The sequence below is a fragment of the Streptomyces sp. NPDC093111 genome (assembly GCF_040683955.1).
Taxonomy (GTDB): Bacteria; Actinomycetota; Actinomycetes; order Streptomycetales; family Streptomycetaceae; genus Streptomyces.
Genome location: NZ_JBFBNW010000006.1, coordinates 300436 through 325056, shown reverse-complemented (window position 1 = coordinate 325056; position 24621 = coordinate 300436). Strand labels below are relative to the sequence as shown.

Sequence of the window (24621 nt, the reverse complement as noted above, 5' to 3'; positions counted from 1 at the left end):
GGCGGCCCCTTCCGCGTACGTCCGCGTACATCCGCGCAGGTCCGCGTACGTCCGCGCAGGTGCCCTGTGGACCGGCTACAGGAAGCCGAGGGCCGAGGCCCCGCCCACGCCGCCGAGCAGCATGAAGACCGGCATGAGGACCTTCAGCTCGACCCAGCTGCCCGCGCGGAAGCGCATCGCCTTCGGCGGGCCGATGGGGTACCAGCGCTTGCGGCCCACCGGGATCGGCCACAGGATCGGGCAGCCGGAGACGGTCAGGGCGTCGCCGATGTCGTGGACCAGGGCGCCGAGGACGATCGGCAGGCCGAGCCACAGGTACTCCTGGCCGGGCTCGGTGAACAGCCAGCCGGCCCCGTTGCCGGGCTGGTCGAGGACCCCGGCGAGGATCCAGGCGCTGGTGGCGCCGAGCAGCCACACCAGGACGTCGCTGGACATCCGGGCGGCCCGCCACAGCAGGCCCTCGACCGCGAGGACCAGGTGTACGAAGAGGATCGTCAGGACCGCCCAGCGGCCGCCGGTGACCGCGGCCGCCGAGCAGCCGGCCCCTATCAGGACCGCCCACAGCCAGGTGTGGGTGAGGGTGCGGTGGCCGCCGGACCTGCGCGGGTCGGCGGTGGAGCGGGTGGCCTTGTAGACGGCGTACGAGAGCTTGTCGACGATCTCGCAGAGGCCGCGGGAGACGGGTCCGAAGGCGCGCGAGATGGTGGCCGACTTGTGGTCCAGGTCGGGGGCGAGGGCCGCGCCCGCGCAGATGAGCGCTCCGACGACGAGAACGGGCCACGGCATCGGGTGGTCGAACGCCGCCGCGGCGGCCCCGACACCCAGCCAGGCCGCCGCTCCGGACAGCGAGTGCGCCGGTCCCATCATGGTCGTACCCGCCCCGTTTCCTCGTACGCCGGCGCTCAGTTGACGCACGGTCGGAGGACCGGTCGCGCGACCGGTCGACGGATCAGCCTATCCTCCGTGATCTTCCTTCCGGTGGCCGGTTCCCTCATCCGGGCGGAATCCAGGCAAGATGGGGGCGTGACCCTTATCGATCAGCTGCCGCCGACCGCCGACCCCGATGCCCTTTTCGAGGCCTTCTCCTCATGGACGGAGGGCCAGGGCATCACGCTCTACCCGGCTCAGGAGGAGGCGCTGATCGAGGTGGTCTCCGGGGCCAACGTGATCTTGTCCACACCGACCGGCTCGGGAAAGTCGCTGGTCGCGGCGGGGGCGCACTTCACGGCCCTGGCCAATGACCAGGTGACGTTCTACACGGCGCCGATCAAGGCGCTGGTGTCGGAGAAGTTCTTCGACCTCTGCAAGATCTTCGGCACCGAGAACGTCGGCATGCTGACCGGCGACGCCTCCGTGAACGCCGACGCCCCCGTCATCTGCTGCACGGCCGAGGTGCTCGCCTCGATCGCGCTGCGCGACGGCAAGGACGCGGACATCGGCCAGGTCGTGATGGACGAGTTCCACTTCTACGCCGAGCAGGACCGCGGCTGGGCCTGGCAGATCCCGATCCTCGAACTGCCGCAGGCCCAGTTCATCCTGATGTCGGCCACCCTCGGCGACGTGTCGATGTTCGAGAAGGACCTGACCCGGCGGACCGGGCGGCCGACCTCGGTGGTCCGCTCGGCGACCCGGCCCGTGCCGCTGTCGTACGAGTACCGGCTCACCCCCATCACCGACACGATCACGGAGCTCCTGGAGACCAGGCAGGCGCCCGTCTACATCGTGCACTTCACCCAGGCGCAGGCGGTGGAGCGCGCGCAGTCGCTGATGAGCATCAACATGTGCTCGCGCGAGGAGAAGGACAAGATCGCCGAGCTGATCGGCAACTTCCGCTTCACCACCAAGTTCGGCCAGAACCTCTCCCGCTACGTGCGGCACGGCATCGGCGTGCACCACGCGGGCATGCTGCCCAAGTACCGGCGGCTGGTCGAGAAGCTGGCGCAGGCCGGACTGCTGAAGGTGATCTGCGGGACGGACACCCTCGGCGTGGGCGTCAACGTGCCCATCCGCACGGTGCTGTTCACGGCGCTGACGAAGTACGACGGCACCCGGGTGCGGACGCTGCGCGCGCGGGAGTTCCACCAGATCGCGGGCCGGGCCGGCCGGGCCGGGTTCGACACGGCGGGCTACGTGGTCGCGCAGGCGCCCGAGCACGTCATCGAGAACGAGAAGGCGCTCTCCAAGGCCGGCGACGACCCGAAGAAGCGCCGCAAGGTGGTCCGCAAGAAGGCCCCCGAGGGCTTCGTCGCCTGGAGCGACACCACCTTCGAGAAGCTGATCGGCGCCGAGCCGGAGCCGCTGACCTCCCGCTTCAAGGTCACGAACATCATGCTGCTGTCCGTGATCGCCCGGCCGGGCAACGCCTTCGACGCGATGCGCAAGCTGCTGGAGGACAACCACGAGCCGCGCCGGAACCAGCTGCGGCACATCCGCCGGGCCATCGCGATCTACCGCTCGCTGCTCGACGGCGGCGTGGTGGAGCAGCTGGCCACCCCGGACGCCGAGGGCCGCACGATCCGGCTCACGGTCGACCTCCAGCAGGACTTCGCGCTGAACCAGCCGCTGTCCACCTTCGCGCTGGCCGCGTTCGACCTGCTGGACCCGGAGTCCCCCTCGTACGCCCTGGACATGGTCTCGGTGGTCGAGTCGACCCTCGACGACCCGCGCCAGATCCTCGCCGCCATGCAGAACAAGGCGCGCGGCGAGGCGGTCGGGCAGATGAAGGCGGACGGCGTCGAGTACGAGGAGCGCATGGAGCGGCTCCAGGACATCTCGTACCCGAAGCCGCTGGAGGAGCTGCTCTGGCACGCGTACAACGTGTACCGGAAGTCGCACCCGTGGGTCGGCGACCACCCCGTCTCGCCGAAGTCCGTCATCCGTGACATGTACGAACGGGCGCTGACCTTCACCGAGTTCACCTCCTGGTACGAGCTGGCGCGGACCGAGGGCATCGTGCTGCGCTACCTCGCGAGCGCGTACAAGGCGCTGGACCACACGATCCCGGACGACCTGAAGACCGAGGACCTCCAGGACCTGATCGAGTGGCTCGGCGAGATGGTGCGCCAGGTGGACTCCTCGCTCCTCGACGAGTGGGAGCAGCTGGCGAACCCGGACGTCGAGACCGCCGAGCAGGCGCAGGAGAAGGCCGACCAGGTCAAGCCGGTCACGGCGAACGCCCGCGCCTTCCGGGTCCTGGTGCGCAACGCGATGTTCCGCCGGGTGGAGCTGGCGGCGCTGGACAACGTGGCCGCGCTGGGCGAGCTGGACGGCGAGTCCGGCTGGGACGCCGACGCGTGGGGCGAGGCGATGGACGGGTACTGGGACGAGTACGAGGACCTGGGCACCGGACCGGACGCGCGCGGCCCGAAGCTGCTCGCCATCGAGGAGGACGCGGCGCACGGTCTGTGGCGCGTCCGGCAGACCTTCGCCGACCCGAACGGCGACCATGACTGGGGCATCAGCGCGGAGGTGGACCTGGCGGCCTCGGACGAGGAGGGCCGGGCCGTCGTGCGGGTGACCTCGGTCGGACAGCTGTAGCCACTCCCGAAGGAGCATGAGGTGACCAACCCCGCCGAGAGGCTCGTGGACCTGCTCGACCTGGAGCAGATCGAGGTGAACATCTTCCGCGGCCGCAGCCCGCAGGAGTCGCTGCAGCGGGTCTTCGGCGGGCAGGTCGCCGGCCAGGCCCTGGTGGCGGCCGGGCGCACCACGGACGGCGAGCGGCCGGTGCACTCGCTGCACGCGTACTTCCTGCGGCCGGGCCGGCCGGGCGTGCCGATCGTCTACCAGGTGGAGCGGGTGCGCGACGGGCGCTCCTTCACCACCCGGCGGGTCACCGCCGTCCAGGACGGCCGGACGATCTTCAACCTGACGGCCTCCTTCCACCGGCCGGAGGAGTCCGCCTTCGAGCACCAGCTGCCGCCCCGGCACCTGGGCGATCCGGAGAGCCTGCCGAACCTCGCGGACGAGATCCGCGACCACCTGGGGGCGCTGCCGGAGGCGCTGGAGCGGATGGCCCGCCGCCAGCCCTTCGACATCCGCTACGTGGACCGGCTGCGCTGGTCGAAGGAGGAGGTCCGGGGCGCCGATCCGCGCAGCGCGGTGTGGATGCGGGCGGTGGGACCGCTGGGCGACGACCCGCTGGTGCACACCTGCGCGCTGACCTACGCCTCGGACATGACGCTGCTCGACGCGGTACGCATCCCGGTCGAGCCGCTGTGGGGGCCCCGCGGCTTCGACATGGCCTCGCTCGACCACGCGATGTGGTTCCACCGCCCGTTCCGGGCCGACGAGTGGTTCCTGTACGACCAGGAGTCGCCGATCGCGCACGGCGGGCGGGGGCTGGCCCGCGGCCGGATCTACGACCGCGAGGGCCGGCTGCTCGTGTCGGTGGTGCAGGAGGGCCTGTTCCGCAAGCTCTAGCGGCTCCAGGGGCTCCGGGGGCTCCGGGCGGCCCCTCAGACGCCGGGCAGGGTGTCCTGCTCGACCTCGTGGCGGCGGGTGCGGATGTCCGGGCCGGGCGGGTGCAGCTTGGCGTCGCAGGCCGGGCCGAGTCCGGTGCGGCGGGACCCGGCGCCGGTCAGCGGGCGCCCGCACAGGCGGCACCGCACCCGGCCCCGCGCCGTGGCCCCTTCGCCGGAATCGATCTCGATTGCCAGTGGTTCGTCTCCCATGCTGAGATCAAACCTCATTCACCCTTGGAGCTGTCCATGAGCCTGTACGAGATTCCGCTGAAGACCCTCGCCGGGGACCCGCTCTCCCTGGCCGACTACCGCGACCGGGCCGTCCTGGTCGTCAACGTGGCCTCCCAGTGCGGTCTGACCCCGCAGTACGCCGGCCTGGAGCGCCTCCAGAAGGAGTACGGGGACCGCGGCTTCACCGTGGTCGGTGTGCCCTGCAACCAGTTCGCGGGCCAGGAGCCGGGCAGCGCCGAGGAGATCGGGACCTTCTGCTCGGCGACGTACGGCGTGACCTTCCCGCTGCTGGAGAAGACCGAGGTCAACGGCGCCGGGCGGCACCCGCTGTACGCGGAGCTGACCAAGGTCGCGGACGCCGAGGGCGAGGCCGGGGACGTGCAGTGGAACTTCGAGAAGTTCCTGATCGGCCGCGACGGCGCGGTCACCCGCTTCCGCCCGCGCACCGAGCCGGACGCCCCGGAGATCGTCGCGGCGATCGAGGCCCAGCTTGTCTGAGGCCGGTGTGGTGGAGCGGCTGCGGGCCGCGGGCTGTGTCTTCGCCGAGGAGGAGGCGGAGCTGCTGACCGCGGCCGCGGCCGGTCCGGCCGAGCTCGACGCGATGGTCGAGCGGCGGGCCGCGGGCCTGCCGCTGGAGCACGTGGTGGGCTGGGCCGGGTTCGGGGGGCTGCGGATCGAGGTCGACCCGGGTGTGTTCGTGCCGCGCCGGCGTACGGAGTTCCTCGTCGGGCAGGCCGTGCGGCTGGCCCGGCCGGGCGCCGTCTGCGTCGACCTGTGCTGCGGCTCGGGCGCGGCGGGAGCGGTGCTGCTCGCCTCCGTGCCGGGCGCCGAGGTGTACGCCTCGGACATCGAGCCGGCGGCGGTGCGCTGTGCCCGGCGGAACGTGGAGCCGCGCGGCGGCCGGGTGTACGAGGGCGACCTCTTCGAGCCGCTGCCCGAGGCGCTGTTCGGCCGGATCGAGGTCCTCGTCGCCAACGTGCCGTACGTGCCGAGCGAGGACGTGGCCCTGCTGCCGTCCGAGGCCCGCGACCACGAGCCGCTCGTGGCGCTGGACGGCGGCGCGGACGGCCTGGACGTGCTGCGCCGGGTCGCGGCCGGGGCGGCCGGGTGGCTGGCCCCGGGCGGTCACCTGCTGGTGGAGACCAGCGAGCGCCAGGCCGACCGGGCCGTGGCGGCGGTCACCGCGCACGGCCTGTCGGCCCGGATCCTGGAGGACGAGGAGCTGTACGCCACGGTGCTGGTGGCGACCCGCCCGTAGGCGGGCGTGGAACCCCTCCGGCCCGTGGACGCCCCCTGGGCGCCCCCTAGACGCTCTCGCGCGCGCCGCCCGCGGCCTCCTGGTCACCCTGACCCGGCGTGCGGGGCTTCAGGCGGCAGCGGGCCGGGCCGAGGGCCTGGAGGGTGATCGCGGAGTCGAGCGGCACCTGGGTGTCGATCGCCTCCAGCTCGTGGTCCCGGAGGATCATCGCCAGGGCGATCACGGACTCCAGCATCGAGAAGTGCTGCCCGATGCAGGCGCGCGGGCCGCCGCCGAAGGGGAACCACGCGTAGCGGGGCCGCTCGGCCTCCCGCTCGGGGGTGAAGCGCTCGGGGTCGAAGCGCTCCGGGTCCTCCCAGTAGTCCGGATGGCGGTGGGTGACCCAGGGGGAGACGATCACGTCGGCTCCGGCGGGGATCGCGTAGCCGCCGATCTCGGCGTCCTCGACGGCCCGCCGTCCGATCGCCGGTGCGGCCGGGAAGAGCCGCATGGTCTCCTTCAGGACGCTGGTGAGGTACGGCAGGGCGTCGAGGTCGGCGGCGCCCGGGGTGCGCCCGGCGAGCACCCGGTCGATCTCCTCGTGGGCCCGCCGCTGCTCCTTGGGGTGGCGGGCGAGCAGATGGAGGGCGAAGCCGAGCGAGGTGGCGGTGGTCTCGTGCCCGGCGAGCAGGAACACCAGGACCTGTTCGCGCAGTTCGGTGGCGTCGAAGCCGCCGTCCTCGTCGCTGCTCGCCTCGACGAGCCGGCTCAGCAGGTCCTCCCCGGCGCCGTCGGTGCCGGCCGCCCGCCGCTCGGCGATGATGCGGTCGCAGACGGCGTACAGCTCCTCGTGGGCCGCGGCGGCACGCCGGTTGCCGGGCGTGGGCCAGGAGCGCGGCAGCTTGCGGGGCGAGTAGCCGCGCCGCGAGACGTACGCCCCGAGCACGGGGAAGCAGCGCTCCACGATGCCGACGGCGGCCTCGACGTCGGTGCCGAACAGGATGCGGGCGACGGCCCGCAGGGCGAGTCCGGTCATCTCGTGGACGACGTCCACGGTGTCGTGGCCCGCGGCGCGCCAGCCCTCGGTGAGCCGGCTGACCTCGATGGCGACGGCGGAGGCGTAGCCGTCGACGCTGCGCCGGGTGAAGAGCGGCTGGACGAGCCGGCGCTGGCGCAGGTAGTCGGTGTCCTGGCTGGTGAGCAGGCCGTTGCCGAAGGACTCGCGGATCTCCTGGTAGAAGGCGTTGTCCTTGCGGTAGTTGGCGGCGTCGGTGGCGAGGACGCGCTGGGCGCCCTCGGCGGAGAAGACGCAGTGGACGGTGGCCCGGGCGCCGGGTGGTCCCGCGGTGATCCGGACGACGTCGCCGTGGTCGGCGCGGGCCTTGAGGAAGGTGCCGAGCGAGTCGTTCTTGAGGTCGAGCAGTGAGCCGAGCAGCGGGACTCCCGTGAGCTCGGGAATCTCCGGTGCGGTGGTGGTCGTCGCCATCGTGTTCCCCCCGTGACGTGCCGCCTGACGTTCCGTCTGACGTGCCGTGCTGTTCGCCGGTTCGTTCGATTCTGCCGTACCGGGAGGGCGTACGGCAGCCTCTGCGAGGGGCGTTGTCAGTGGTGTCTGGAAGGCTGCCGGCATGACTGCGACCGAGATGACGCTGCAACTCACGATCGACTGCGCCGACCCCCGGCGGCTGGTGCTGTTCTGGGCGGAGGCCCTGCGTTACGTGCCGGAGCCACCGCCGGAGGGCCACGCGAGCTGGCAGGAGTACTGGAGGGCGCTCGGCGTCCCGGAGGACGAGCTGGCGGACGGCGCGGGCGAGCTGCCCGAGTCGATCGTGGACCCCAAGGGCCTCGGCCCGCGCGTCTGGTTCCAGGCGGTCCCGGAGCCGAAGACCACCAAGAACCGCCTCCACCTGGACCTCAAGGTCGGCGGCGGCCGCACGGTCCCGCTCCTCGAACGCCGCGACCGCGTGGACTCCGAGGTCACCCGGCTGACCGCGCTGGGCGCCTCGGTCCTGTACACGATGGACGAGCCGGACGGCATGGACTACTACGCGGTGGTGCTCCGGGACCCGGAGGGGAACGAGTTCTGCGTGGTGTGACGGCCGGGCGGGCGACGCCCTCGGCTGGCCTGATTCACCCGGCGCCTGACCGCATATCAGCTGTCCCCGCCGCGCGGCCGCGCCCTACCCTCCTTGAAAAATCAATCAGGGAGGGTGCCGTGAAGCGTTCCATCAAGCGACTACTGGCCACAGGAGCGAGCGTCCTGGCCCTGACCGCCGCCGCGGTCACCACCGCGCCGACGGCCTCCGCCGCACCGTCCGACTGCGGCGGCATCGATCGCTACGAGATCCCCGGCTGGACGATCGTCTACTGCTACGGCGGCACGGGCTACTACCGCTCGCTGGCGCGGTGCTCCGACGGCTGGGGCGCGGGGTACGACGTCATCTACGTCGGCCCGTGGCGAGCGGCGGGCACGGGCGACGACAGCGAGGCGGACTGTTCCTCGTCCTACCCGTACCTGATCTCCACCGGGATGGAGACCCTGTAGGTCGCCGTCCCGCGCGAACGGTCACGGCGGCGTGCGGCCCCACCCGCGATCCGGGTCGGGGCCGCACGTCACGCGTCGCACGTCACGCGTCACGCGCCGCACGCCACCCGCCACGCGTCAGCGGATCGGCATCCCCGACAGCGTGCGGGCGATGACCAGGCGCTGGATCTCGCTGGTGCCCTCGAAGATCGTGTAGATGGCGGCGTCGCGGTGCATGCGCTCGACCGGGTACTCGCGGGTGTAGCCGTTGCCGCCGAGGATCTGGATGGCCTGGGCGGTGACCTTCTTGGCGACCTCGCTCGCGTACAGCTTGGACATCGAGCCCTCGGCGGAGGTGAAGGGCTTGCCCGCCGTCGCCATCCAGGAGGCACGCCAGACGAGCAGGCGGGCCGCGTCGATCTGGGTGCGCATGTCGGCGAGCTGGAAGGCGACGCCCTGGTTGTCGATGATGGGGCGGCCGAACTGCTCGCGGGTCTTCGCGTAGTCGAGGGCGACCTCGTACGCGGCGCGGGCGGTGCCGACGGCCATGGCGCCCACGGCGGGGCGGGAGGCCTCGAAGGTGGCCATGGCGGCGTTCTTCACCCTCTCGCCGCCGCCCGCCTTCGCCTTCTCCCGGGCGCGGGCGAGGCGCTCGTCCAGCTTGTCCTTGCCGCCCAGCAGGCAGCTGCCGGGGACCCGGACGTCCTCCAGGACGACCTCGGCGGTGTGCGAGGCGCGGATGCCGTGCTTCTGGAACTTCTGGCCCTGGGAGAGGCCGGGGGTGTTCGGGGGCACGATGAACGAGGCGTGCCCCTTGGAGCCGAGCCCGGGGTCGACGGCGGCGACGACGACGTGGACGTTGGCGATGCCGCCGTTGGTCGCCCAGGTCTTGGTGCCGTTGATCACCCACTCGTCCTTGGCCTCGTCGTAGACGGCGCGGGTGCGCAGGGAGGCCACGTCGGAGCCGGCGTCGGGCTCGGAGGAGCAGAAGGCGGCGACCTTCACGTCGGAGGCGTCGCCGTACATCTGCGGGATCCAGGTGCCGATCTGCTCCTCGGTACCGTTGGCCATCACCCCGACGGCGGCGAGACCGGTGCCGACGATGGAGAGCGCGATGCCGGCGTCGCCCCAGAAGAGCTCCTCCATGGCCATCGGGATGCCGAGACCGGTGGGGTCGAAGAACTGCTGGGCGTAGAAGTCGAGCGAATAGATGCCTATCTTGGCCGCTTCCTGGATGATCGGCCAGGGCGTCTCCTCACGCTCGTCCCATTCGGCGGCCGCCGGGCGCATCACGTCGGCGGCGAAGCCGTGCAGCCAGTCGCGCACCTGCTTCTGGTCGTCGTTGAGTTCGAGCGTGAACTCGGCCATGGACCCTCCCAGCGGTATGTTACTTGCGGTAACACCAGTCTGTTACCGACGGGTAGAGGCTGTCAACCAGCAAGAAGGCAGCAACAAGGCGGCACCGGGGCGACTCCGCCCGATCGGCACCGAGTGCCGTCCGGGTGTTACGTTGCGACAGCCTCAGGAATTCGCACGGGCGGGGAGCCACGCTTATGGACACCACACATCGGACCACCACCGACCAGCAGAAGCCGGCCGACCAACGGCGGCGAGAACTGCTGGAGGCGGCGGACCGCGTGGTGCTCCGGGACGGCCCCAAGGCCTCCATGAACGCGATCGCCGCCGAGGCCGGGATCACCAAACCGATCCTCTACCGGCACTTCGGCGACAAGGGCGGCCTCTACCGCGCCCTCGCCACCCGGCACACCGACGCCCTGCTCTCGGCGCTCCGCGCCGCGCTGGACGCGCCCGCCGACCGGCGCCGCCGCGTCGAGTCCACCCTGGACACGTACCTCGCCTCCATCGAGGCGATGCCCCAGGTCTACCGCTTCCTCATGCACCCCGCCGAGGAGTCCCAGCAGGCCGAGCAGGGCTTCGACGTGGGCCGGCACTCGGCGCCGCTGCTGCGGCGCATGGGCGAGGAGCTGGGCCAGGTCATCGCCGAGCGGGTCGACCTCGGCCCCGGCGGCGAGGCCCAGGCCCGCATCTGGGGCCACGGCATCGTCGGCATGATGCACGCCGCCGGCGACTGGTGGCTCGGGGAACGCCCGTGCTCCCGGGCCGAGTTGGTGAGCAGCCTGGCGGACCTGCTGTGGGGCCGGCTGGCCGCCGCCGGCGACCGCCCGGACGGGCCCGGGTTCTGAGCCACCGCACCCCGAGGACCCCGGGGACCCGGCGCCCCCGGCTACAGCGCCGCCGCCCCGCTCCCCCACGGCTCCTTCCGGATCCGGCGGAGCAGCCTGCCCCGCCGCCACCCGGTCACGTGGTCCGCGTACACGCCGCCCTCCAGGTGGTCCGCCTCGTGCTGGAGGCAGCGGGCGAAGAAACCCGTACCCTCGACCCTGACCGGGGTGCCGTCCACCCGGACGCCCTCGACCACCGCACGGTCGAAGCGGGGCGTCGGCGCCTCCAGGCCCGGCAGGGACAGACAGCCCTCGGGGCCGCGGATCACGTCGCCGTCGGCCTCGACCAGGCGCGGGTTGACCAGATGGCCCAGGTGCCGGACGTCCTCGTCGTCGGGGCAGTCGTAGACGAAGACCCGCAGCCCCACGCCGACCTGGTTGGCGGCGAGGCCCACGCCGTTCGCCGCGTACATGGTCGCGAACATGTCCTCGACCAGCCGGGAGAGCTCCGGGCCGAAGTCGGTGACGGGTGCGCAGGGCGCGTGCAGCACCGGGTCGCCGAGCAGGGTCATCGCTCGGACGTGGCCGGAACTGCCGGGGATCAAGCGGTTTCGCATGGGCGCAAGGGTACGTTCAGGGGGCAGCCACCCGCGCCACGGAGCCGCGGTTCGGGCTGCTGGCCGGATCTCGATAGGCTGAGGCCGGACCGACGCAAGGAGGAACAAGGACGATGTCAGGCAGCAACTCGGAGCCGCTGTCGCCGCGCGCGAAGCTGGCGGTGACGGCGGGCAAGGCCGCCGCCGCGGTGTCGCGGGCAGCGGGACGCGGCAGCGGATCGGTGATCGGCGGCCGGGTCGCGCTCAAGCTGGACCCGGATCTGCTGGGGCGGCTCGCGCAGCACCTGGACGTCGTCCTCGTGTCGGCGACCAACGGAAAGACCACCACGACGCGACTGATCGCCGAGGCGCTGCGCGCCGCCGGCCCGGTCGTGTCCAACGCCCTGGGCGCCAACATGCCCGCGGGCATCACCTCGGCCCTGGCCGGCGGCTCGGACGCCAAGTACGGCGTCATCGAGGTCGACGAGAAGTACCTGGCGGGCGTCGCACGGGACACCACCCCGAAGGCGATCGCCCTGCTCAACCTCTCCCGCGACCAGCTCGACCGCGCCGCGGAGACCCGCATGCTGGCCGAGAAGTGGCGCGAGGGCCTCAACGGCACCAAGGCCGTCGTCATCGCCAACGCGGACGACCCGCTGATCGTCTGGGCCGCCTCCTCCTCCCCCAACGTGGTCTGGGTGGCCGCGGGCCAGGAGTGGAAGGACGACGCCTGGTCCTGCCCCGCCTGCGGCGGTGTGATGCAGCGCCCCGGCGACGACTGGTTCTGCGGCGAGTGCGGCTTCCGCCGCCCCGCGCCGAGCTGGGCGCTCAGCGGCGACCACGTGCTCGACCCGCACGGTTCGGCCTGGCCGATCCACCTCCAGCTGCCCGGCCGCGCCAACAAGGCCAACGCCGCCACCTCCGCCGCGGTCGCCGCGGTCTTCGGGGTGCCGCCGCAGGTCGCCCTGGAGCGCATGTACCAGGTGCAGGCCGTCGCCGGCCGCTACGACGTGGTGTCCTTCCAGGGCCGTGAGCTGCGTCTCCTGCTGGCCAAGAACCCGGCCGGCTGGCTCGAGACCTTCTCCCTGATCGACCCGCCGCCGACCCCGGTGATCCTCGCCGTCAACGCCCGCGGCGCCGACGGCACGGACACCTCCTGGCTGTGGGACGTGGACTACGGCCGCCTGGCCGGCCACCCGATCATGGTGATCGGCGACCGCAAGCTGGACCTCGCGGTCCGCCTGGAGGTCGCGGGCGTGGACTTCCGCGTGTGCGAGACGATCGACGAGGCCGTGACGGTGGCGCCGCCCGGCCAGATCGAGCTGATCGGCAACTACACCGCGTTCCAGGACGTCCGCCGCCGTGTCGGCAACTGACCCGACTCGACCCCGCAGAAGGACATGCAGCATGACTGACAGCAGCCTGCGTCTGGTCTGGGTCTACCCGGACCTGCTCAGCACCTACGGCGACCAGGGCAACGTCCTCGTCGTCGAGCGCCGCGCCCGCCAGCGCGGCCTCAGCGTCGAGCGCGTCGACGTGCGCAGCGACCAGCCGGTCCCGACCTCCGGCGACATCTACCTCATCGGCGGCGGCGAGGACCGGCCGCAGCGGCTCGCGGCCGAGCGGCTGCTCCGCGACGGCGGTCTGAGCCGGGCGGCGTCCAACGGCGCGATCATCTTCTCGGTCTGCGCCGGCTACCAGATCCTGGGCCACGAGTTCGTCAACGACGTCGGCGAGCGGCAGGCCGGTCTCGGCCTGCTCGACGTGACGACGGTCCGCGGCGAGGGCGCCCGGTGCGTCGGCGACGTGCTCGGGGACATCGACCCGCACCTGGGCCTGCCCCAGCTCACCGGGTTCGAGAACCACCAGGGCGTCACCCACCTCGGCCCGACCGCCCGCCCGTTCGCCCGGACCGTGTTCGGCAACGGCAACGGCACCGGCGACGGCACCGAGGGCGCGTACAACGACACCGTCTTCGGCACCTACATGCACGGCCCCGTGATGGCGCGGAACCCGCAGATCGCGGATCTGATGCTGAAGCTGGCGCTGGACGTGAACGCGCTGCCGCCGACGGACGACCGCTGGTACGAGGCGCTGCGCTCCGAGCGCATCGCGGCGGCCTCGCAGCCCGCCTGACGGTCCGTAACGCCCCGGTCCGTACGACTCTCGTACGAAAGTACGTTGTCCACTGTGCGGACATCCGGTTCGGCCCCGCCACCCTGCACCGATAGGGTGGCGGGGATCCAGCCGGACGACGTGGTCCGGGAGTCTGCCCACGTTGCAAAGGTTTTTGGGCTATGCGCATTGGTGTGCTCACCTCCGGCGGAGACTGCCCCGGTCTGAACGCCGTCATCCGGTCCGTCGTGCACCGCGCCGTCGTCGACCACGGTGACGAGGTCATCGGCTTCCACGACGGGTGGAAGGGCCTCCTGGAGTGCGACTACCGCAAGCTGGACCTCGACTCGGTGGCCGGCATACTCGCCCGCGGCGGGACCATGCTGGGTTCCTCGCGGGTGCAGCCCGCGCACTTGGTCGACGGCGTCGAACGCGCCAAGGGCCATGTCGCGGACCTCGGCATCGACGCGATCATCCCGATCGGCGGCGAGGGCACGCTGAAGGCCGCGCACCTCCTCTCCGAGGCCGGGCTGCCGATCGTCGGCGTGCCCAAGACCATCGACAACGACATCGCCTCGACCGATGTCACCTTCGGCTTCGACACCGCCGTCACCGTGGCGACCGAGGCCCTCGACCGTCTGAAGACCACCGCCGAGTCGCACCAGCGCGTGCTGATCGTCGAGGTCATGGGCCGCCACACCGGCTGGATCGCCCTGCACTCCGGCATGGCGGCCGGCGCGCACGCGATCGTCGTGCCCGAGCGTCCCTTCGACATCGACGAGCTGACCGCCCGGGTCGGCGCCCGCTTCGAGGACGGCAAGCGCTTCGCGATCGTCGTGGTCGCCGAGGGCGCGAAGCCCCGCGAGGGCTCGATGGACTTCAAGACCGCCGGCACCGACATCTACGGCCACGAGCGCTTCACCGGCGTGGCCAACCAGCTCTCCGCGGAGCTGGAGCGGCGCCTCGGCAAGGAGGCCCGCCCGGTCATCCTCGGCCACGTCCAGCGCGGCGGCACCCCGACCGCGTACGACCGCGTCCTCGCGACCCGCTTCGGCTGGCACGCGGTGGAGGCGGCGCACCGCGGCGACTTCGGCATGCTGACGGCGCTGCGCGGCACGGACATCGAGCTGGTGCCGCTCGCCGAGGCCGTCGAGACGCTGAAGACGGTCCCCGCGGACCGCTACGCCGAGGCCGAGACCGTGCTCTGAGCCCCTGGCCACGCCAGGAACCGCCCCCGGTCGCAGTCGCGGCCGGGGGCGGTTCTAGTCTGGTGCGGACAACAAGCGCGAATCGGGCTCCAGGAGTAGACACATGGATCACAGCGGGCACGGCATGACCATGGATCTGCCGCCGTTCACGCTGGGGCGGGCCCTGGAGTTCTCTCCCGACCTGTTCTTCCTGATCGGCTGCGTCGCCGGCCTCGGCCTGTACGGCTGGGGCGTGGCGCGGCTGCGCAAGCGCGGGGACGCGTGGCCGGTGAGCCGGACGGTGTTCTTCGCGGTGGGCGTGCTGAGCATCGCCCTGGTGATGTGCACCAAGCTGAACGACTACGGCATGGTCATGTTCAGCGTGCACATGGTCCAGCACATGGTGATCTCCATGCTGTCGCCGATCCTGCTGCTGCTCGGCGCGCCGGTGACGCTGGCGCTGCGGGCGCTGCCGGTGGCGGGCCGGGGCTCGATCGGCCCGCGCGAGCTGCTCCTGAAGCTGCTGCACAGCCGGTACATGCGGATCATCACGCACCCGGCGTTCACGATCTCGATGTTCATCGCGAGCCTGTACGGGCTGTACTTCACGTCGCTGTTCGACACGCTGATGAGCTCCAAGGCGGGCCACGTCGGGATGATGGTCCACTTCCTCATGGTGGGCCTGGTCTTCTTCTGGCCGATCATGGGCGTCGACCCGGGGCCGCACCGGCCCGGCTATGTGATGCGGATGCTGGAGCTCTTCGCGGGCATGCCGTTCCACGCGTTCTTCGGCATCGCGATGATGATGGCGACCGAGCCGCTGGTCGAGGTGTACAAGAACCCGCCGGCCTCGCTGGGGATCGACGCGCTGACCGACCAGAACGCGGCGGGCGGCATCGCCTGGGCGTTCAGTGAGATCCCGTCGGTACTGGTGCTGATCGCGCTGGTCTACCAGTGGTACCACTCCGAGCAGCGGCAGGCGGTACGCAAGGACCGGGCGGCGGACCGGGACGGCGACAAGGAGCTGGAGGCGTACAACGCGTACCTGGCCTCGCTCCAGGGACGTGCCTCGCAGTAGCACGGTTTCGCCGCCTTCGCAGGGCTGGCGCCCGACCCGTCCCAGGAGTCACGATGGCTTCGAGGAGGGCTGAGCGATGATGTCCGGTCCCACGAAGACGATGGCGGCGGTCACCGCCGCCGCCCTGGTGCTCACCACCGCGTACACGGTGGCGCTCGGCAGCAGCGGCTGGCTCTGGTTCGGCTGGGTGATTCTCGGCGTGGTCACGATCGGGATGGCCGCCGCGGACAGCGGCGAGCCGACGGTCCGGCGCCCACGTCCGCGCCCCAAGCCCCAGCCCTGACGCGTGCGCGGAGGGCTCGTCCGGCGTCCGACGGGGGTTGCCGGTGTTCTACCGGGTCCTCGAGCACGTGCTCCTCGGTGAAGGCGGCCGGCCGCACGGACGAGGAGCCCGGGAAGTTCCCGTCGGACGGACGCCCACAGCGGATCCGCGCACGGCGAAAGGGCCTGGGCGGCGCGGCCCCCGGCCCGTAGCGTCCCCCGCATGACCAAGGGAAACGCGTTCGTGCTGGGAGCGACGGGACAGATCGGACGGGCGGCCGTGCGGGCGCTCGTCGAGGACGGCTGGGAGGTGACGGCCGGCTCGCGCCGCGGCGGCCGGGACGAGAAGTGGCCGGCGGAGGTCCGGTCGGCGGTCGTGGACCGCACCGAGGAGGGCGCGCTGGCGGCGGCGCTCGGGGAGGGCACCGACGTCCTGGTGGACGTGGTGGCCTTCGACGCGGGGCACGGGCGGCAGCTGACGGGGCTCGCGGACCGGATCGGTTCGGCGGTGGTGATCTCCAGCGCCGCGGTCTACCAGGACGCGCGGGGCCGCAACTTCGACACGCAGGACGAGCCGGACGGCTTCCCGGACTATCCGCTGCCGATCCCGGAGACGCTGGGGACGGTCGCGCCCGGCGACGGCTCGTACAGCACGCGGAAGGTGGCGCTGGAGCGGGAGCTGCTCGCGGCGGCCGGGACGCTGCCGACCACCCTGCTGCGGGCGGCGGCCGTGCACGGCCCGTACAGCCCGGGGCCGCGCGAGCTGTGGTTCGTGAAGCGGGCCCTGGACGGGCGCCCGGTGCGGATCCTCGCGGAGGGCGGGCGGTCCGTCTTCCATCCGGTGCACGTGGACAACCTGGCGGAGCTGGTCCGGCTGGCCGCCGCGCGGCCGGGGACCCGGGTGCTCAACGGGGCCGACCCCGAGGCGCCGACGGTGGCCGAGATCGGTGCGGCGGTCGACGCGGCGATGGGCGTGACCAGCGAGACGGTCCTGTTCGAGGGGGCGCCGGGCAAGGACATGGTGGGCTACACCCCGTGGACCACGCCGCGGCCGATGGTCTGCGACATGTCGGCGGCGGAGCGGGAGCTGGGGTACCGGCCGGTGACGGGGTACGCCCAGTCGCTGCCCGGCACGATCGAGTTCCTGGCCGCGACGGTGGCGGAGCGGGACTGGCGGGAGGCCTTCCCCGGTCTGGTCAAGTACGGGGTGGACTTCTTCGACTACGCGGCGGAGGACGCCTGGCTGGCCGCGCGCTGAACCGCGGAGGGGCGGCCGCCGTACGGCGACCGCCCCTCTTCATGATGTGCGGGTGTTACGGCTGGGGCGTGGCGTGCGGGTCGCACGTCACGTCCTGGCTGTCCACCTTGCCGGTGAGCAGGTACGTCTCGACCTTCGGGTTGATGCAGGAGTTCACCAGGTTGGTGACGCCGTGCGAGCCGGCGTTCCGCTCGGTGATCAGACGCGAACCCTTGAACCGCTTGTGCAGCTCGACGGCGCCGGCGTACGGCGTCGCGGCGTCACGCTCGGACTGGACGATGAGCACCGGCGGCAGACCCTTGCCGGTCTTCACCTGGGTCGCCCGCTCGCGCGGCGTGGACCACGTGGCGCAGGGCAGGTTCATCCAGGCGTTGGCCCAGGTCATGAACGGGTACTGCTCGTGCAGGCGGGAGTTGTCCCGGTCCCACTTCTTCCAGCTGGTCGGCCAGGGCGCGTCGGCGCACTCGACGGCCGTGTAGACCGCGTTGCCGTTCTCCGACGCGATGTTGCCGGCCGTGTCGGTGAGGTCCGCGGCGGCACCGTCGATGAGCGGCTGCGGGTCACCCTGGGCGTAAGCGCTCCACGCCTCGGCGACCGGGGCCCACGAGGAGTCGTAGTACGGCGCGCTCTGGAAGAAGTTGATGAGCTCGGCCGGACCGACCTTGCCGCCGAGGGGGTTCTTCTTGGCGGCGGCGCGCAGGGTCACCCACTGCTGCTGGACCTCGGCGTAGGTCTTGCCGAGGTGGTAGGCGTCGTCGTGCTGGGCGACCCAGGTCATCCAGTCCTTGAGACGCCCCTCGAAGGCGATGTCCTGCTCCAGGTTGGCCTGGTACCAGATGTTGCTCTTCGCGGGGTTGACCACGCTGTCGACCACCATGCGGCGCACGTGGTCCGGGTACATCGTGCCGTAGACGGCGCCGAGGTAGGTGCCGTAGGAGACGCCGACGAAGTTGAGCTTCTTCTCGCCGAGCGCGGCCCGGACGACGTCGAGGTCACGCACGGTGTTGCGGGTGGTCATGAAGGGCAGCAGGTCGCCGCTCTTCTCCGCGCAGCCCTTGGCGTACGCGGCGGCCGCCTTGCGCTGGGCCAGCTTGTCGGCCTCGCTGTCCGGGACCGGGTCGGGCTTGGGGCCCTTCACGAACTCGGTGGGGTCGACACAGGAGATCGGCGCCGAGTGGCCGACGCCGCGCGGGTCGAAGCCCACGAAGTCGTAGGCCTTGGCGGCGTTCGCCCAGATCTTGTTGTTGGTGGTCACGCGGCGCGGGAAGCGCAGACCGGAGCCGCCGGGGCCGCCCGGGTTGTAGAGCAGGGCGCCCTGCTTCTCCTGCGGGGTGCCGGTGGCGGCGATGCGGTCCACGGCGATCTTGATCTGCTTGCCGTTGGGGTGCGCGTAGTCGACCGGAACGGTGACCCAGCCGCACTTGATGGGCTTCTCGAGCCCCCAGTCGGCCGGGCAGTCCTGCCAGTCGATGCCGGCCTTCGCGGCGCGGGCGGCGGCGATGGTCGCGCCGCGCGCCTCGTCGTCACGGTCGTGGCGGCTCTGCGCGCCGGCCGTCGGTGCGGCCAGCGCGCTGACTATGAGCGTCGCCGTCATCAGAGTGCCGGCGGAGCCGAGCACTGCTGTACGTCTCAAGTGGTTCCTCCCCCTCGGTGGGCGCCGCCCCCGTGGCAGCGCCGTGGTGGGCTGTCCGGGGGATCCTTTCGTCCTTGGGGCCTCCGGTAAAAGGGCGTACACGTGTTTCTTTGCCGAACCAATAACCGGAGATCGGTGTACCGCTGAGCGGAACTCCGTCGGAACTCCCCCTGGAATCGCCGGGAATCCCCCGGGAACTCACCGCGGAGCGAGCAGTTCCAGGCCCTCGTCGAGGGCGCGGCGCAGTGCCAGGGCGTCGGGCGCGACGGCGCTGACCAGGGCGGCGGGTCCGGCGAGGGGCACCAGCACGGCGTACTCGCCGAGGAGCCGCGCTTCGGGCGCTTTGCCCTGCTTGCCCCCTTCTGTGGCGAAGTCCGGGTCGACGACGAGGAGTTGTCCGGTGGCCCGGTGCCCGCCGAGGACGGCGGGGCCGTCCCACCCCTCGGACGTCCCGGGGCCGTACGCCAGCTCCTGGTCGAGCAGGGGGCGCCCGTCGCGGCGCACGGTCAGCCGGGTGGTGAGGGTGCCGGGCCGCTCGCCGTGGCGCCCGAGGATCTGCTCCTCGCGGAGCACCAGCCGCGCGTCGGCGGCGAGTTCGACCGTGGTCCGCATGCGCAGCTCGGAGCCCGCGGCGGAGACCAGCTGCTCCGGCAGCCAGCGCAGTTCCGCGCCCCGGCCGACGGTGAGCGCGAGATCGTACGTGGCGAGGGTGCCGTCCGCGCCGGGCAGGGCGACGGTCGCGGCGGCGGAGTCGACCAGGAGCCGCGCCCCGTCCCGTACCTCGGTCTCCAGGAGGAGCCGGTCGCCGCCGAGCGGGGCGCTCATGGCGCCGACGACGGTGACCCGGGTGTACGGGCCGGGGGCGCGGGTGCGGCGCAGGGCGAGCGGCCCGTCGCTCTCCAGGACGGGGAGCGAGCCGTCCGCCGCGGCGGCGATCCGGGCGGTGGCGCGCAGGCTCATGCGGTCCATGCGGCGAGGCGGGCGCGGACCCAGTCGGCGACCGGGGCGACGCCCTCGGCGGAGCGGAGCGAGGTGAAGGCGACGGGCAGTTCACCGCGTTGCGCGGCGGCGTCGCTCGCCATCCGGCCCAGGTCGGAGCCGACGTAGGGGGCGAGGTCGGTCTTGTTGACGACGAGGAGGTCGGCGGTGGTGACGCCGGGGCCGCCCTTGCGCGGGATGTCGTCGCCGCCGGCGACGTCGATGACGAAGATCTGGGCGTCGACGAGGCCCTTGGAGAAGGTGGCGGTGAGGTTGTCGCCGCCGGATTCGACGAGGACGAGGTCGAGCGGGCCGACCGAGTCCTCCAGGTCCTCGACGGCTTCGAGGTTGGCGGAGATGTCGTCGCGGATCGCGGTGTGCGGGCAGGCGCCCGTCTCGACGGCCTGGATCCGCTCGGGCGGCAGTACGGCCTCGCGGAGCAGGAACTCGGCGTCCTCGCGGGTGTAGATGTCGTTGGTGACGACGGCGAGGGAGAGGGTGTCGCGCAGTTCGCGGCAGAGGGCGGCGACGGTGGCGGTCTTGCCGGAGCCGACGGGGCCGCCGAGGCCGATGCGCAGGGCGCGGCGGGTGCCGTCGGGGCGGTGGGCGTCGGCGGAGACCGCCTGGCCGTGGTCGTGGCCGTGGTCGAGGTGCATGGGGGCTCCAGTGTTCTCGGATGCTCGGGGTGGCGGCTCAGGAGGCGAACAGGCGGACCGGCCAGGTCGCGTGCTGTTCGGCGGCGAGGTCGAGCAGCGGGGCCGAGGCGGCGGGCAGGGCGTGGACGTCGCCCTCGCGGGCCGCGGCGGCGGCGCGGGCGGCGACCTCGTCCAGGTCGGGGGCGAGCCGGGCCAGGACGGCGGTGGCCTGGAAGGGGTCCAGGCCGAGCAGGCGGACGACGGCGGTGGCGGGCCCGCTGACGGTCTCGTAGCCGATGCAGTGGGCGGCGTCCTCGGGGCCGAGTCCGGCGGCGCGGGCGGCCGTGCCGAGGACGACCGGCTGGTGGGCGCCGCGCGGGAACGCGGCGGCCAGCCGGTCGAGTTCGGGGCTCGGCCAGGCCGCGCGGGCGGCCCGCATCAGCTGCCGGCCCAGCTTGCGGGCGGTGGCCCGCAGGGCCGGCGAGGGGGTGCGGGCGTCGGCGGCGGCGTCGAGTTCGTGCGGGTCGGCGCCGAGGGCCGCCGCGGCCGCGAGCGCGGCCGAGGTGAGCCCGGTGGTGCGCAGCCGGCCGCGGCAGAACGCCTCCAGGTCGGCGGCGTCCTTGAGGCGGCCGGCCTTGACCGCGGCCTCGGCGCCGCCGGAGTGGGCGTGCCCGCCGGCGGGGAATCGCCCGTCGGCGAGCACGAGCAGTGCGGATCTCATGGTGGTACGGGGCCCGTCAGAAGATGAAGTAACGCTGGGCCATGGGCAGTTCGGCGGCGGGGGCCGGTACGACCGGTTCGCCGTCGATGGTCACCGTGAAGGTGTCGGCGTCGACCTCGACCCGGGGCAGCGCGTCGTTCTCCCGCATGTCGGCCTTGGTGACCCGCCGGGTGGAGCCGATCGCGGTGAACTCCTTGTGCAGGCCGAGCCGTTGCGGCAGGTCGTCCTCGATCGCCGCCTCGGCGACGAAGTTGACCGAGCCGGCCGCGGCGGCCCGCCCGAGCGAGCCGAACATCGGCCGGGGCAGCACCGGTTGGGGCGTCGGGATGGAGGCGTTGGCGTCGCCCATCTGCGCGTACGCGATCTGTCCGCCCTTGATCACGACGAGCGGCTTGACGCCGAAGAAGGCGGGCTCCCAGAGCACCAGGTCGGCCAGCTTGCCGGGTTCGACGGAGCCGATGAGGTGCCCCATGCCCTGCGCGACGGCCGGGTTGATCGTGTACTTGGCGACATAGCGCCGGGCCCGGTGGTTGTCGGCGGCCCCGTCGCCGGGGAGCGCGCCGCGCCGCTTCTTCATCACGTGCGCGGTCTGCCAGGTGCGCATGATCACCTCGCCGATCCGGCCCATGGCCTGGGAGTCGGAGGAGATGATCGAGATGGCCCCGAGGTCGTGCAGGACGTCCTCGGCCGCGATGGTCGAGGGCCGGATCCGGGACTCGGCGAAGGCGAGGTCCTCGGGGACGGCCGGGTTGAGGTGGTGGCAGACCATCAGCATGTCGAGGTGTTCCTCGATGGTGTTGACGGTGTGCGGCCGGGTCGGGTTGGTCGAGCTGGGCAGCACGTACGGCTCGGAGACCACGGTGATGATGTCGGGGGCGTGCCCGCCGCCCGCGCCCTCGGTGTGGTACGCGTGGATGGTGCGCCCGCCGATGGCGGCGAGGGTGTCGCCGACGAAGCCGGCCTCGTTGAGGGTGTCGGTGTGGATGGCCAGCTGGGCGCCGGTCTCCTCGCAGACGCTCAGACAGGCGTCGATGACGGCCGGGGTGGCGCCCCAGTCCTCGTGGATCTTGAAGCCGAGGGCGCCGCCGCGCAGCTGGGAGTGCATGGCCTCCCGGGACATGGTGTTGCCCTTGCCGAGCAGACCGATGTTGACGGGGAAGGTGTCCAGGGCCTCGAACATCCGGGCCATGTGCCAGGGGCCGGGGGTGATCGTGGTGGCCTTGGTGCCTTCGGCCGGTCCGGTGCCGCCGCCGACGAGGGTGGTGACGCCGGTGGCGAGGGCCTGTTCGACGACGGTCGGCGAGATGAAGTGGACGTGGGTGTCGACGGCGCCGGCGGTGACGATCCGCCCGTTGCCGACGATCACCTCGGTCTCGGGGCCGATGACCAGTTCGGGGTGGACCCCGTCCATGGTGTCGGGGTTGCCGGCCTTGCCGAGGGCGGTGATCCGGCCGTCGCGGATGCCGATGTCGGCCTTGACGATGCCCCAGTGGTCGATGACCACGACGCCGGTGATCACCGTGTCGGGGGCGCCTTCGGCGCGGGTGGTGCGGGACTGGCCCATGGACTCGCGGATGACCTTGCCCCCGCCGAACACGGCCTCCTCGCCGGCGCGGCCCGGGCCGCCGGAGCGGTCCTCCTCGATCTCGACGAGCAGGTCGGTGTCGGCGAGCCGGATCCGGTCGCCGGTGGTGGGGCCGAACAGGTCGGCGTAGACGGCGCGGTGCAGCTCAGGCACGGTCGCCTCCGTTCGGCTCGGTGCTGTCGAGGGGTCCGGCGGTCTCGCCGCGCAGTCCGGGGACGACCCGGCGGCCGGCGATCGGCACCAGTTCGACCTCGACGGGGATGCCGGGCTCGAAGCGCACGGCGGTGCCGGCGGCGATGTTCAGCCGCAGCCCGCGCGCGGCCGTGCGGTCGAAGTCGAGACCCGGGTTGGCCTCGGCGAAGTGGTAGTGGGAGCCGACCTGGACGGGCCGGTCGGCGGCGTTCAGGACGGTGAGGCGGCTGACCGGGCGGCCCTCGTTGAGGACCACGGGCCCGTCCGCGTACAGGATCTCTCCGGGGATCATCGCGTGCCCCCGTCAGATGATCGGCTCGTGGACGGTCACCAGTTTGGTGCCGTCGGGGAAGGTCGCCTCGACCTGGACGTCGTGGATCATCTCGGGGATGCCGTCCATGACCTGTTCGCGGCTGAGCACCTTGCGCCCGGAGGCCATCAGTTCGGCGACGGTGCGCCCGTCCCGGGCGCCTTCGAGGACGTGGGAGGTGATGAGGGCGACGGCCTCCGGGTGATTGAGGAGCACACCGCGTGCCCGGCGCTTCTCCGCCACGTCCGCCGCGACATGGATGAGCAGTCTTTCCTGCTCATGGGGGCTGAGTTGCACGCTTCCACCTCACTGTCGTCCACCGGGCATGACTCCCGGACGCAGGGGACCCTAACGATCCTCAACACTCTGTTGACGTCGTGAGAAGGGCCGCCGCGTCAGACATTGCACGTTAGGGCGGAAGTTTTTCCTGCTCGTTAACTCGGGCTTTGCGAGCCCATGGACCTCAGCCGCCGGGCGTCCCCGGGTCGCGGTGGTGGGCGGCGATGCCGAAGCGTCGCTGTTCGCCCGGAGCGGAGGCGAGCGAGCCGACGCCGGAGACCGAGCTGACCGCCCGCTCCTCGACCGGTTGTTCGGCCGCTTCGAGGAGTTCCAGGTCAGCGGCGGACACCAGGGCGACGAGCGGCTTGCCGTGGCGGGTGACGACCACGCGCTCGTTGCCGTAGACGACGCGGTTGATCAGGTCGGCGAGCTCTGCCCGCGCTTGCGTCACCGGAATCTCATAGGCCATGCTCCTCATCTTACGGCCTGTACGTCCTGTACATTTTTTACAGACAGAGGAGTACGCCATGCCCGACGCCCGCTACGTCCTTCCCGAGTTCACCGAGCGCACCTCCTACGGCAGCCGCACGCTCGACCCCTACTCGAAGCTGCTGGAGGGGCGGATCGTCTTCCTCGGCACGCCGATCGACGAGACCTCGGCCAACGACGCCATCGCCCAGTTCCTGCACCTCGACCACGCGGAACCCGGCCGCACGGTTTCCCTCTACATCAACTCCCCCGGCGGCTCGGTCAGCGCCATGACCGCGATCCACGACACCATGCGGACGCTCTCCTGCGAGGTGGAGACCACCTGCCTCGGCCAGGCCGTCGGCCCCGCCGCCGTGCTGCTCGCGGCCGGCGCCCCGGGACGGCGCCTGTCGCTGCCGGGCGCCCGGATCGTCCTCCAGCAGCCCGCCATGGACGAACCCCTGCGGGGACAGCCCAGCGATCTGGACATCCACGCGCGGGAATTGCTGCGCCAGCGGGACCTGGTCGTCGCCCTGCTCGCCGAGAGCACCGGGCAGAGCCGCGAGCGGACCGCCGCCGACCTCGACCGGACCACCGTGCTCGACGCGCCGGGCGCCCTGGCCTACGGCCTGGTGGACCACGTGGTGCGGACCCGCGGCGACTCCGCCGGCGCCGGGGAGCGGTGAG

At 72.2% G+C, this 24621-nt stretch carries 27 protein-coding genes; 14 read left to right on the top strand and 13 right to left on the bottom strand.

Annotated features, from left to right (window positions below; genetic code table 11):
* Window positions 1–75: 75 nt before the first annotated feature.
* Window positions 76–867: a metal-dependent hydrolase gene (locus AB0Q96_RS12935; RefSeq protein ID WP_365324588.1), complete on the bottom strand. Its 792-nt coding sequence runs from the start codon at window positions 865–867 to the stop codon at window positions 76–78.
* 96 nt (window positions 868–963) lie between these two features.
* Between AB0Q96_RS12935 and AB0Q96_RS12930 the strand changes: the two genes are divergently transcribed.
* Together AB0Q96_RS12930 and AB0Q96_RS12925 are read left to right on the top strand one after the other, a co-directional pair.
* Window positions 964–3537: a DUF3516 domain-containing protein gene (locus AB0Q96_RS12930; protein WP_365324586.1), complete on the top strand. Its 2574-nt coding sequence runs from the start codon at window positions 964–966 to the stop codon at window positions 3535–3537.
* Between the two features lie 21 nt (window positions 3538–3558).
* Window positions 3559–4422, top strand: a complete 864-nt coding sequence (locus tag AB0Q96_RS12925) for an acyl-CoA thioesterase II (protein ID WP_365324584.1) — start codon at window positions 3559–3561, stop codon at window positions 4420–4422.
* Window positions 4423–4457: 35 nt separating this feature from the next.
* Here the strand turns inward: AB0Q96_RS12925 and AB0Q96_RS12920 are convergent, their stop codons facing one another.
* The gene (locus tag AB0Q96_RS12920) at window positions 4458–4673 is read right to left on the bottom strand and encodes a DUF6011 domain-containing protein (RefSeq protein WP_365324582.1); all 216 of its coding nucleotides are present in this window, start codon (window positions 4671–4673) and stop codon (window positions 4458–4460) included.
* A 36-nt stretch (window positions 4674–4709) separates the two neighbouring features.
* On the opposite strand from AB0Q96_RS12920, the gene AB0Q96_RS12915 reads away from it, so the two are divergent.
* Entirely contained in the window at window positions 4710–5192 is a 483-nt protein-coding gene (locus tag AB0Q96_RS12915; protein WP_365324580.1) for a glutathione peroxidase, read from the top strand.
* Window positions 5185–5952, top strand: coding sequence for a putative protein N(5)-glutamine methyltransferase (locus AB0Q96_RS12910; RefSeq protein ID WP_365324579.1), 768 nt, complete (start codon window positions 5185–5187; stop codon window positions 5950–5952). The genes AB0Q96_RS12915 and AB0Q96_RS12910 overlap by 8 nt, the downstream gene beginning before the upstream one ends.
* 46 nt (window positions 5953–5998) lie before the next feature.
* Here the strand turns inward: AB0Q96_RS12910 and AB0Q96_RS12905 are convergent, their stop codons facing one another.
* A complete protein-coding gene (locus tag AB0Q96_RS12905; RefSeq protein ID WP_365324577.1) occupies window positions 5999–7417 on the bottom strand; it encodes a cytochrome P450 in 1419 nt (472 codons plus the stop codon).
* A gap of 142 nt (window positions 7418–7559) precedes the next feature.
* Here AB0Q96_RS12905 and AB0Q96_RS12900 point away from each other — a divergent pair, with 142 nt between their 5' ends.
* Window positions 7560–8027, top strand: a complete 468-nt coding sequence (locus AB0Q96_RS12900) for a VOC family protein (RefSeq protein WP_365324575.1) — start codon at window positions 7560–7562, stop codon at window positions 8025–8027.
* Window positions 8028–8146: 119 nt separating this feature from the next.
* Complete coding sequence (locus tag AB0Q96_RS12895) at window positions 8147–8476, top strand: hypothetical protein (RefSeq protein ID WP_365324573.1); 330 nt, start codon at window positions 8147–8149, stop codon at window positions 8474–8476.
* Window positions 8477–8593: 117 nt separating this feature from the next.
* Here the strand turns inward: AB0Q96_RS12895 and AB0Q96_RS12890 are convergent, their stop codons facing one another.
* Entirely contained in the window at window positions 8594–9823 is a 1230-nt protein-coding gene (locus AB0Q96_RS12890) for an acyl-CoA dehydrogenase family protein (protein WP_365324571.1), read from the bottom strand.
* Window positions 9824–10008: 185 nt separating this feature from the next.
* Between AB0Q96_RS12890 and AB0Q96_RS12885 the strand changes: the two genes are divergently transcribed.
* Window positions 10009–10659, top strand: coding sequence for a TetR family transcriptional regulator (locus tag AB0Q96_RS12885; RefSeq protein ID WP_365324569.1), 651 nt, complete (start codon window positions 10009–10011; stop codon window positions 10657–10659).
* Between the two features lie 41 nt (window positions 10660–10700).
* On the opposite strand, the gene def is transcribed toward AB0Q96_RS12885, so the two are convergent.
* The gene (def, locus tag AB0Q96_RS12880; protein WP_365324567.1) at window positions 10701–11255 is read right to left on the bottom strand and encodes a peptide deformylase; all 555 of its coding nucleotides are present in this window, start codon (window positions 11253–11255) and stop codon (window positions 10701–10703) included.
* A gap of 113 nt (window positions 11256–11368) precedes the next feature.
* On the opposite strand from def, the gene AB0Q96_RS12875 reads away from it, so the two are divergent.
* From AB0Q96_RS12875 to AB0Q96_RS12850, 6 genes are all read left to right on the top strand, one after another.
* Window positions 11369–12610, top strand: a complete 1242-nt coding sequence (locus tag AB0Q96_RS12875; RefSeq protein ID WP_365324565.1) for a MurT ligase domain-containing protein — start codon at window positions 11369–11371, stop codon at window positions 12608–12610.
* A 31-nt stretch (window positions 12611–12641) separates the two neighbouring features.
* The gene (locus AB0Q96_RS12870; RefSeq protein ID WP_365324563.1) at window positions 12642–13370 is read left to right on the top strand and encodes a glutamine amidotransferase; all 729 of its coding nucleotides are present in this window, start codon (window positions 12642–12644) and stop codon (window positions 13368–13370) included.
* 161 nt (window positions 13371–13531) lie between these two features.
* Window positions 13532–14557 (top strand): 6-phosphofructokinase, encoded by a 1026-nt coding sequence (locus AB0Q96_RS12865; protein ID WP_365324561.1) that lies wholly within the window; start codon window positions 13532–13534, stop codon window positions 14555–14557.
* A gap of 103 nt (window positions 14558–14660) precedes the next feature.
* A complete protein-coding gene (locus AB0Q96_RS12860; protein WP_365324558.1) occupies window positions 14661–15614 on the top strand; it encodes a cytochrome c oxidase assembly protein in 954 nt (317 codons plus the stop codon).
* Between the two features lie 76 nt (window positions 15615–15690).
* Window positions 15691–15897: a hypothetical protein gene (locus AB0Q96_RS12855; protein ID WP_365324766.1), complete on the top strand. Its 207-nt coding sequence runs from the start codon at window positions 15691–15693 to the stop codon at window positions 15895–15897.
* Between the two features lie 201 nt (window positions 15898–16098).
* On the top strand, window positions 16099–17133 hold the full coding sequence (locus AB0Q96_RS12850) for an NAD-dependent epimerase/dehydratase family protein (protein ID WP_365324556.1): 1035 nt from the start codon (window positions 16099–16101) through the stop codon (window positions 17131–17133).
* 55 nt (window positions 17134–17188) lie between these two features.
* Here AB0Q96_RS12850 and AB0Q96_RS12845 read toward each other — a convergent pair whose 3' ends face one another.
* The 8 genes from AB0Q96_RS12845 to AB0Q96_RS12810 all read right to left on the bottom strand — a co-directional run bounded on the left by AB0Q96_RS12845 (window position 17189) and on the right by AB0Q96_RS12810 (window position 23935).
* Complete coding sequence (locus AB0Q96_RS12845) at window positions 17189–18727, bottom strand: alpha/beta hydrolase (RefSeq protein WP_365324751.1); 1539 nt, start codon at window positions 18725–18727, stop codon at window positions 17189–17191.
* Between the two features lie 237 nt (window positions 18728–18964).
* Window positions 18965–19726, bottom strand: coding sequence for an urease accessory protein UreD (locus AB0Q96_RS12840; protein WP_365324749.1), 762 nt, complete (start codon window positions 19724–19726; stop codon window positions 18965–18967).
* Window positions 19723–20400: an urease accessory protein UreG gene (ureG, locus tag AB0Q96_RS12835; protein WP_365324554.1), complete on the bottom strand. Its 678-nt coding sequence runs from the start codon at window positions 20398–20400 to the stop codon at window positions 19723–19725. Before ureG ends, AB0Q96_RS12840 begins: the two co-directional genes overlap by 4 nt.
* Before the next feature lie 37 nt (window positions 20401–20437).
* Complete coding sequence (locus AB0Q96_RS12830; RefSeq protein WP_365324552.1) at window positions 20438–21100, bottom strand: urease accessory UreF family protein; 663 nt, start codon at window positions 21098–21100, stop codon at window positions 20438–20440.
* Between the two features lie 16 nt (window positions 21101–21116).
* Window positions 21117–22838, bottom strand: a complete 1722-nt coding sequence (locus AB0Q96_RS12825; RefSeq protein WP_365324549.1) for an urease subunit alpha — start codon at window positions 22836–22838, stop codon at window positions 21117–21119.
* Window positions 22831–23169: an urease subunit beta gene (locus AB0Q96_RS12820; protein ID WP_365324547.1), complete on the bottom strand. Its 339-nt coding sequence runs from the start codon at window positions 23167–23169 to the stop codon at window positions 22831–22833. The genes AB0Q96_RS12825 and AB0Q96_RS12820 overlap by 8 nt, the downstream gene beginning before the upstream one ends.
* A 12-nt stretch (window positions 23170–23181) precedes the next feature.
* Complete coding sequence (locus AB0Q96_RS12815) at window positions 23182–23484, bottom strand: urease subunit gamma (protein WP_365324545.1); 303 nt, start codon at window positions 23482–23484, stop codon at window positions 23182–23184.
* Window positions 23485–23650: 166 nt separating this feature from the next.
* Window positions 23651–23935, bottom strand: coding sequence for a type II toxin-antitoxin system Phd/YefM family antitoxin (locus AB0Q96_RS12810; RefSeq protein ID WP_365324543.1), 285 nt, complete (start codon window positions 23933–23935; stop codon window positions 23651–23653).
* A gap of 58 nt (window positions 23936–23993) precedes the next feature.
* Here AB0Q96_RS12810 and AB0Q96_RS12805 point away from each other — a divergent pair, with 58 nt between their 5' ends.
* Window positions 23994–24620 carry an ATP-dependent Clp protease proteolytic subunit gene (locus tag AB0Q96_RS12805; protein ID WP_365324541.1) on the top strand — a complete coding sequence of 209 codons (627 nt, stop codon included), beginning with the start codon at window positions 23994–23996 and terminating at the stop codon, window positions 24618–24620.
* Window position 24621 lies beyond the last annotated feature (1 nt).

What these genes read in the sequence shown, in the direction of transcription:
- AB0Q96_RS12935 (WP_365324588.1), bottom strand. Translation starts at nt 867, where the DNA reads ATGATGGGACCGGCGCACTCGCTGTCCGGAGCGGCGGCCTGGCTGGGT.
- AB0Q96_RS12920 (WP_365324582.1), bottom strand. Translation starts at nt 4,673, where the DNA reads ATGGGAGACGAACCACTGGCAATCGAGATCGATTCCGGCGAAGGGGCC.
- AB0Q96_RS12915 (WP_365324580.1), top strand. Translation starts at nt 4,710, where the DNA reads ATGAGCCTGTACGAGATTCCGCTGAAGACCCTCGCCGGGGACCCGCTC.
- AB0Q96_RS12905 (WP_365324577.1), bottom strand. Translation starts at nt 7,417, where the DNA reads ATGGCGACGACCACCACCGCACCGGAGATTCCCGAGCTCACGGGAGTC.
- AB0Q96_RS12900 (WP_365324575.1), top strand. Translation starts at nt 7,560, where the DNA reads ATGACTGCGACCGAGATGACGCTGCAACTCACGATCGACTGCGCCGAC.
- AB0Q96_RS12890 (WP_365324571.1), bottom strand. Translation starts at nt 9,823, where the DNA reads ATGGCCGAGTTCACGCTCGAACTCAACGACGACCAGAAGCAGGTGCGC.
- AB0Q96_RS12885 (WP_365324569.1), top strand. Translation starts at nt 10,009, where the DNA reads ATGGACACCACACATCGGACCACCACCGACCAGCAGAAGCCGGCCGAC.
- def (WP_365324567.1), bottom strand. Translation starts at nt 11,255, where the DNA reads ATGCGAAACCGCTTGATCCCCGGCAGTTCCGGCCACGTCCGAGCGATG.
- AB0Q96_RS12875 (WP_365324565.1), top strand. Translation starts at nt 11,369, where the DNA reads ATGTCAGGCAGCAACTCGGAGCCGCTGTCGCCGCGCGCGAAGCTGGCG.
- AB0Q96_RS12870 (WP_365324563.1), top strand. Translation starts at nt 12,642, where the DNA reads ATGACTGACAGCAGCCTGCGTCTGGTCTGGGTCTACCCGGACCTGCTC.
- AB0Q96_RS12865 (WP_365324561.1), top strand. Translation starts at nt 13,532, where the DNA reads ATGCGCATTGGTGTGCTCACCTCCGGCGGAGACTGCCCCGGTCTGAAC.
- AB0Q96_RS12860 (WP_365324558.1), top strand. Translation starts at nt 14,661, where the DNA reads ATGGATCACAGCGGGCACGGCATGACCATGGATCTGCCGCCGTTCACG.
- AB0Q96_RS12855 (WP_365324766.1), top strand. Translation starts at nt 15,691, where the DNA reads ATGATGTCCGGTCCCACGAAGACGATGGCGGCGGTCACCGCCGCCGCC.
- AB0Q96_RS12850 (WP_365324556.1), top strand. Translation starts at nt 16,099, where the DNA reads ATGACCAAGGGAAACGCGTTCGTGCTGGGAGCGACGGGACAGATCGGA.
- AB0Q96_RS12845 (WP_365324751.1), bottom strand. Translation starts at nt 18,727, where the DNA reads ATGACGGCGACGCTCATAGTCAGCGCGCTGGCCGCACCGACGGCCGGC.
- AB0Q96_RS12840 (WP_365324749.1), bottom strand. Translation starts at nt 19,726, where the DNA reads ATGAGCCTGCGCGCCACCGCCCGGATCGCCGCCGCGGCGGACGGCTCG.
- ureG (WP_365324554.1), bottom strand. Translation starts at nt 20,400, where the DNA reads ATGCACCTCGACCACGGCCACGACCACGGCCAGGCGGTCTCCGCCGAC.
- AB0Q96_RS12830 (WP_365324552.1), bottom strand. Translation starts at nt 21,100, where the DNA reads ATGAGATCCGCACTGCTCGTGCTCGCCGACGGGCGATTCCCCGCCGGC.
- AB0Q96_RS12820 (WP_365324547.1), bottom strand. Translation starts at nt 23,169, where the DNA reads ATGATCCCCGGAGAGATCCTGTACGCGGACGGGCCCGTGGTCCTCAAC.
- AB0Q96_RS12810 (WP_365324543.1), bottom strand. Translation starts at nt 23,935, where the DNA reads ATGGCCTATGAGATTCCGGTGACGCAAGCGCGGGCAGAGCTCGCCGAC.
- AB0Q96_RS12805 (WP_365324541.1), top strand. Translation starts at nt 23,994, where the DNA reads ATGCCCGACGCCCGCTACGTCCTTCCCGAGTTCACCGAGCGCACCTCC.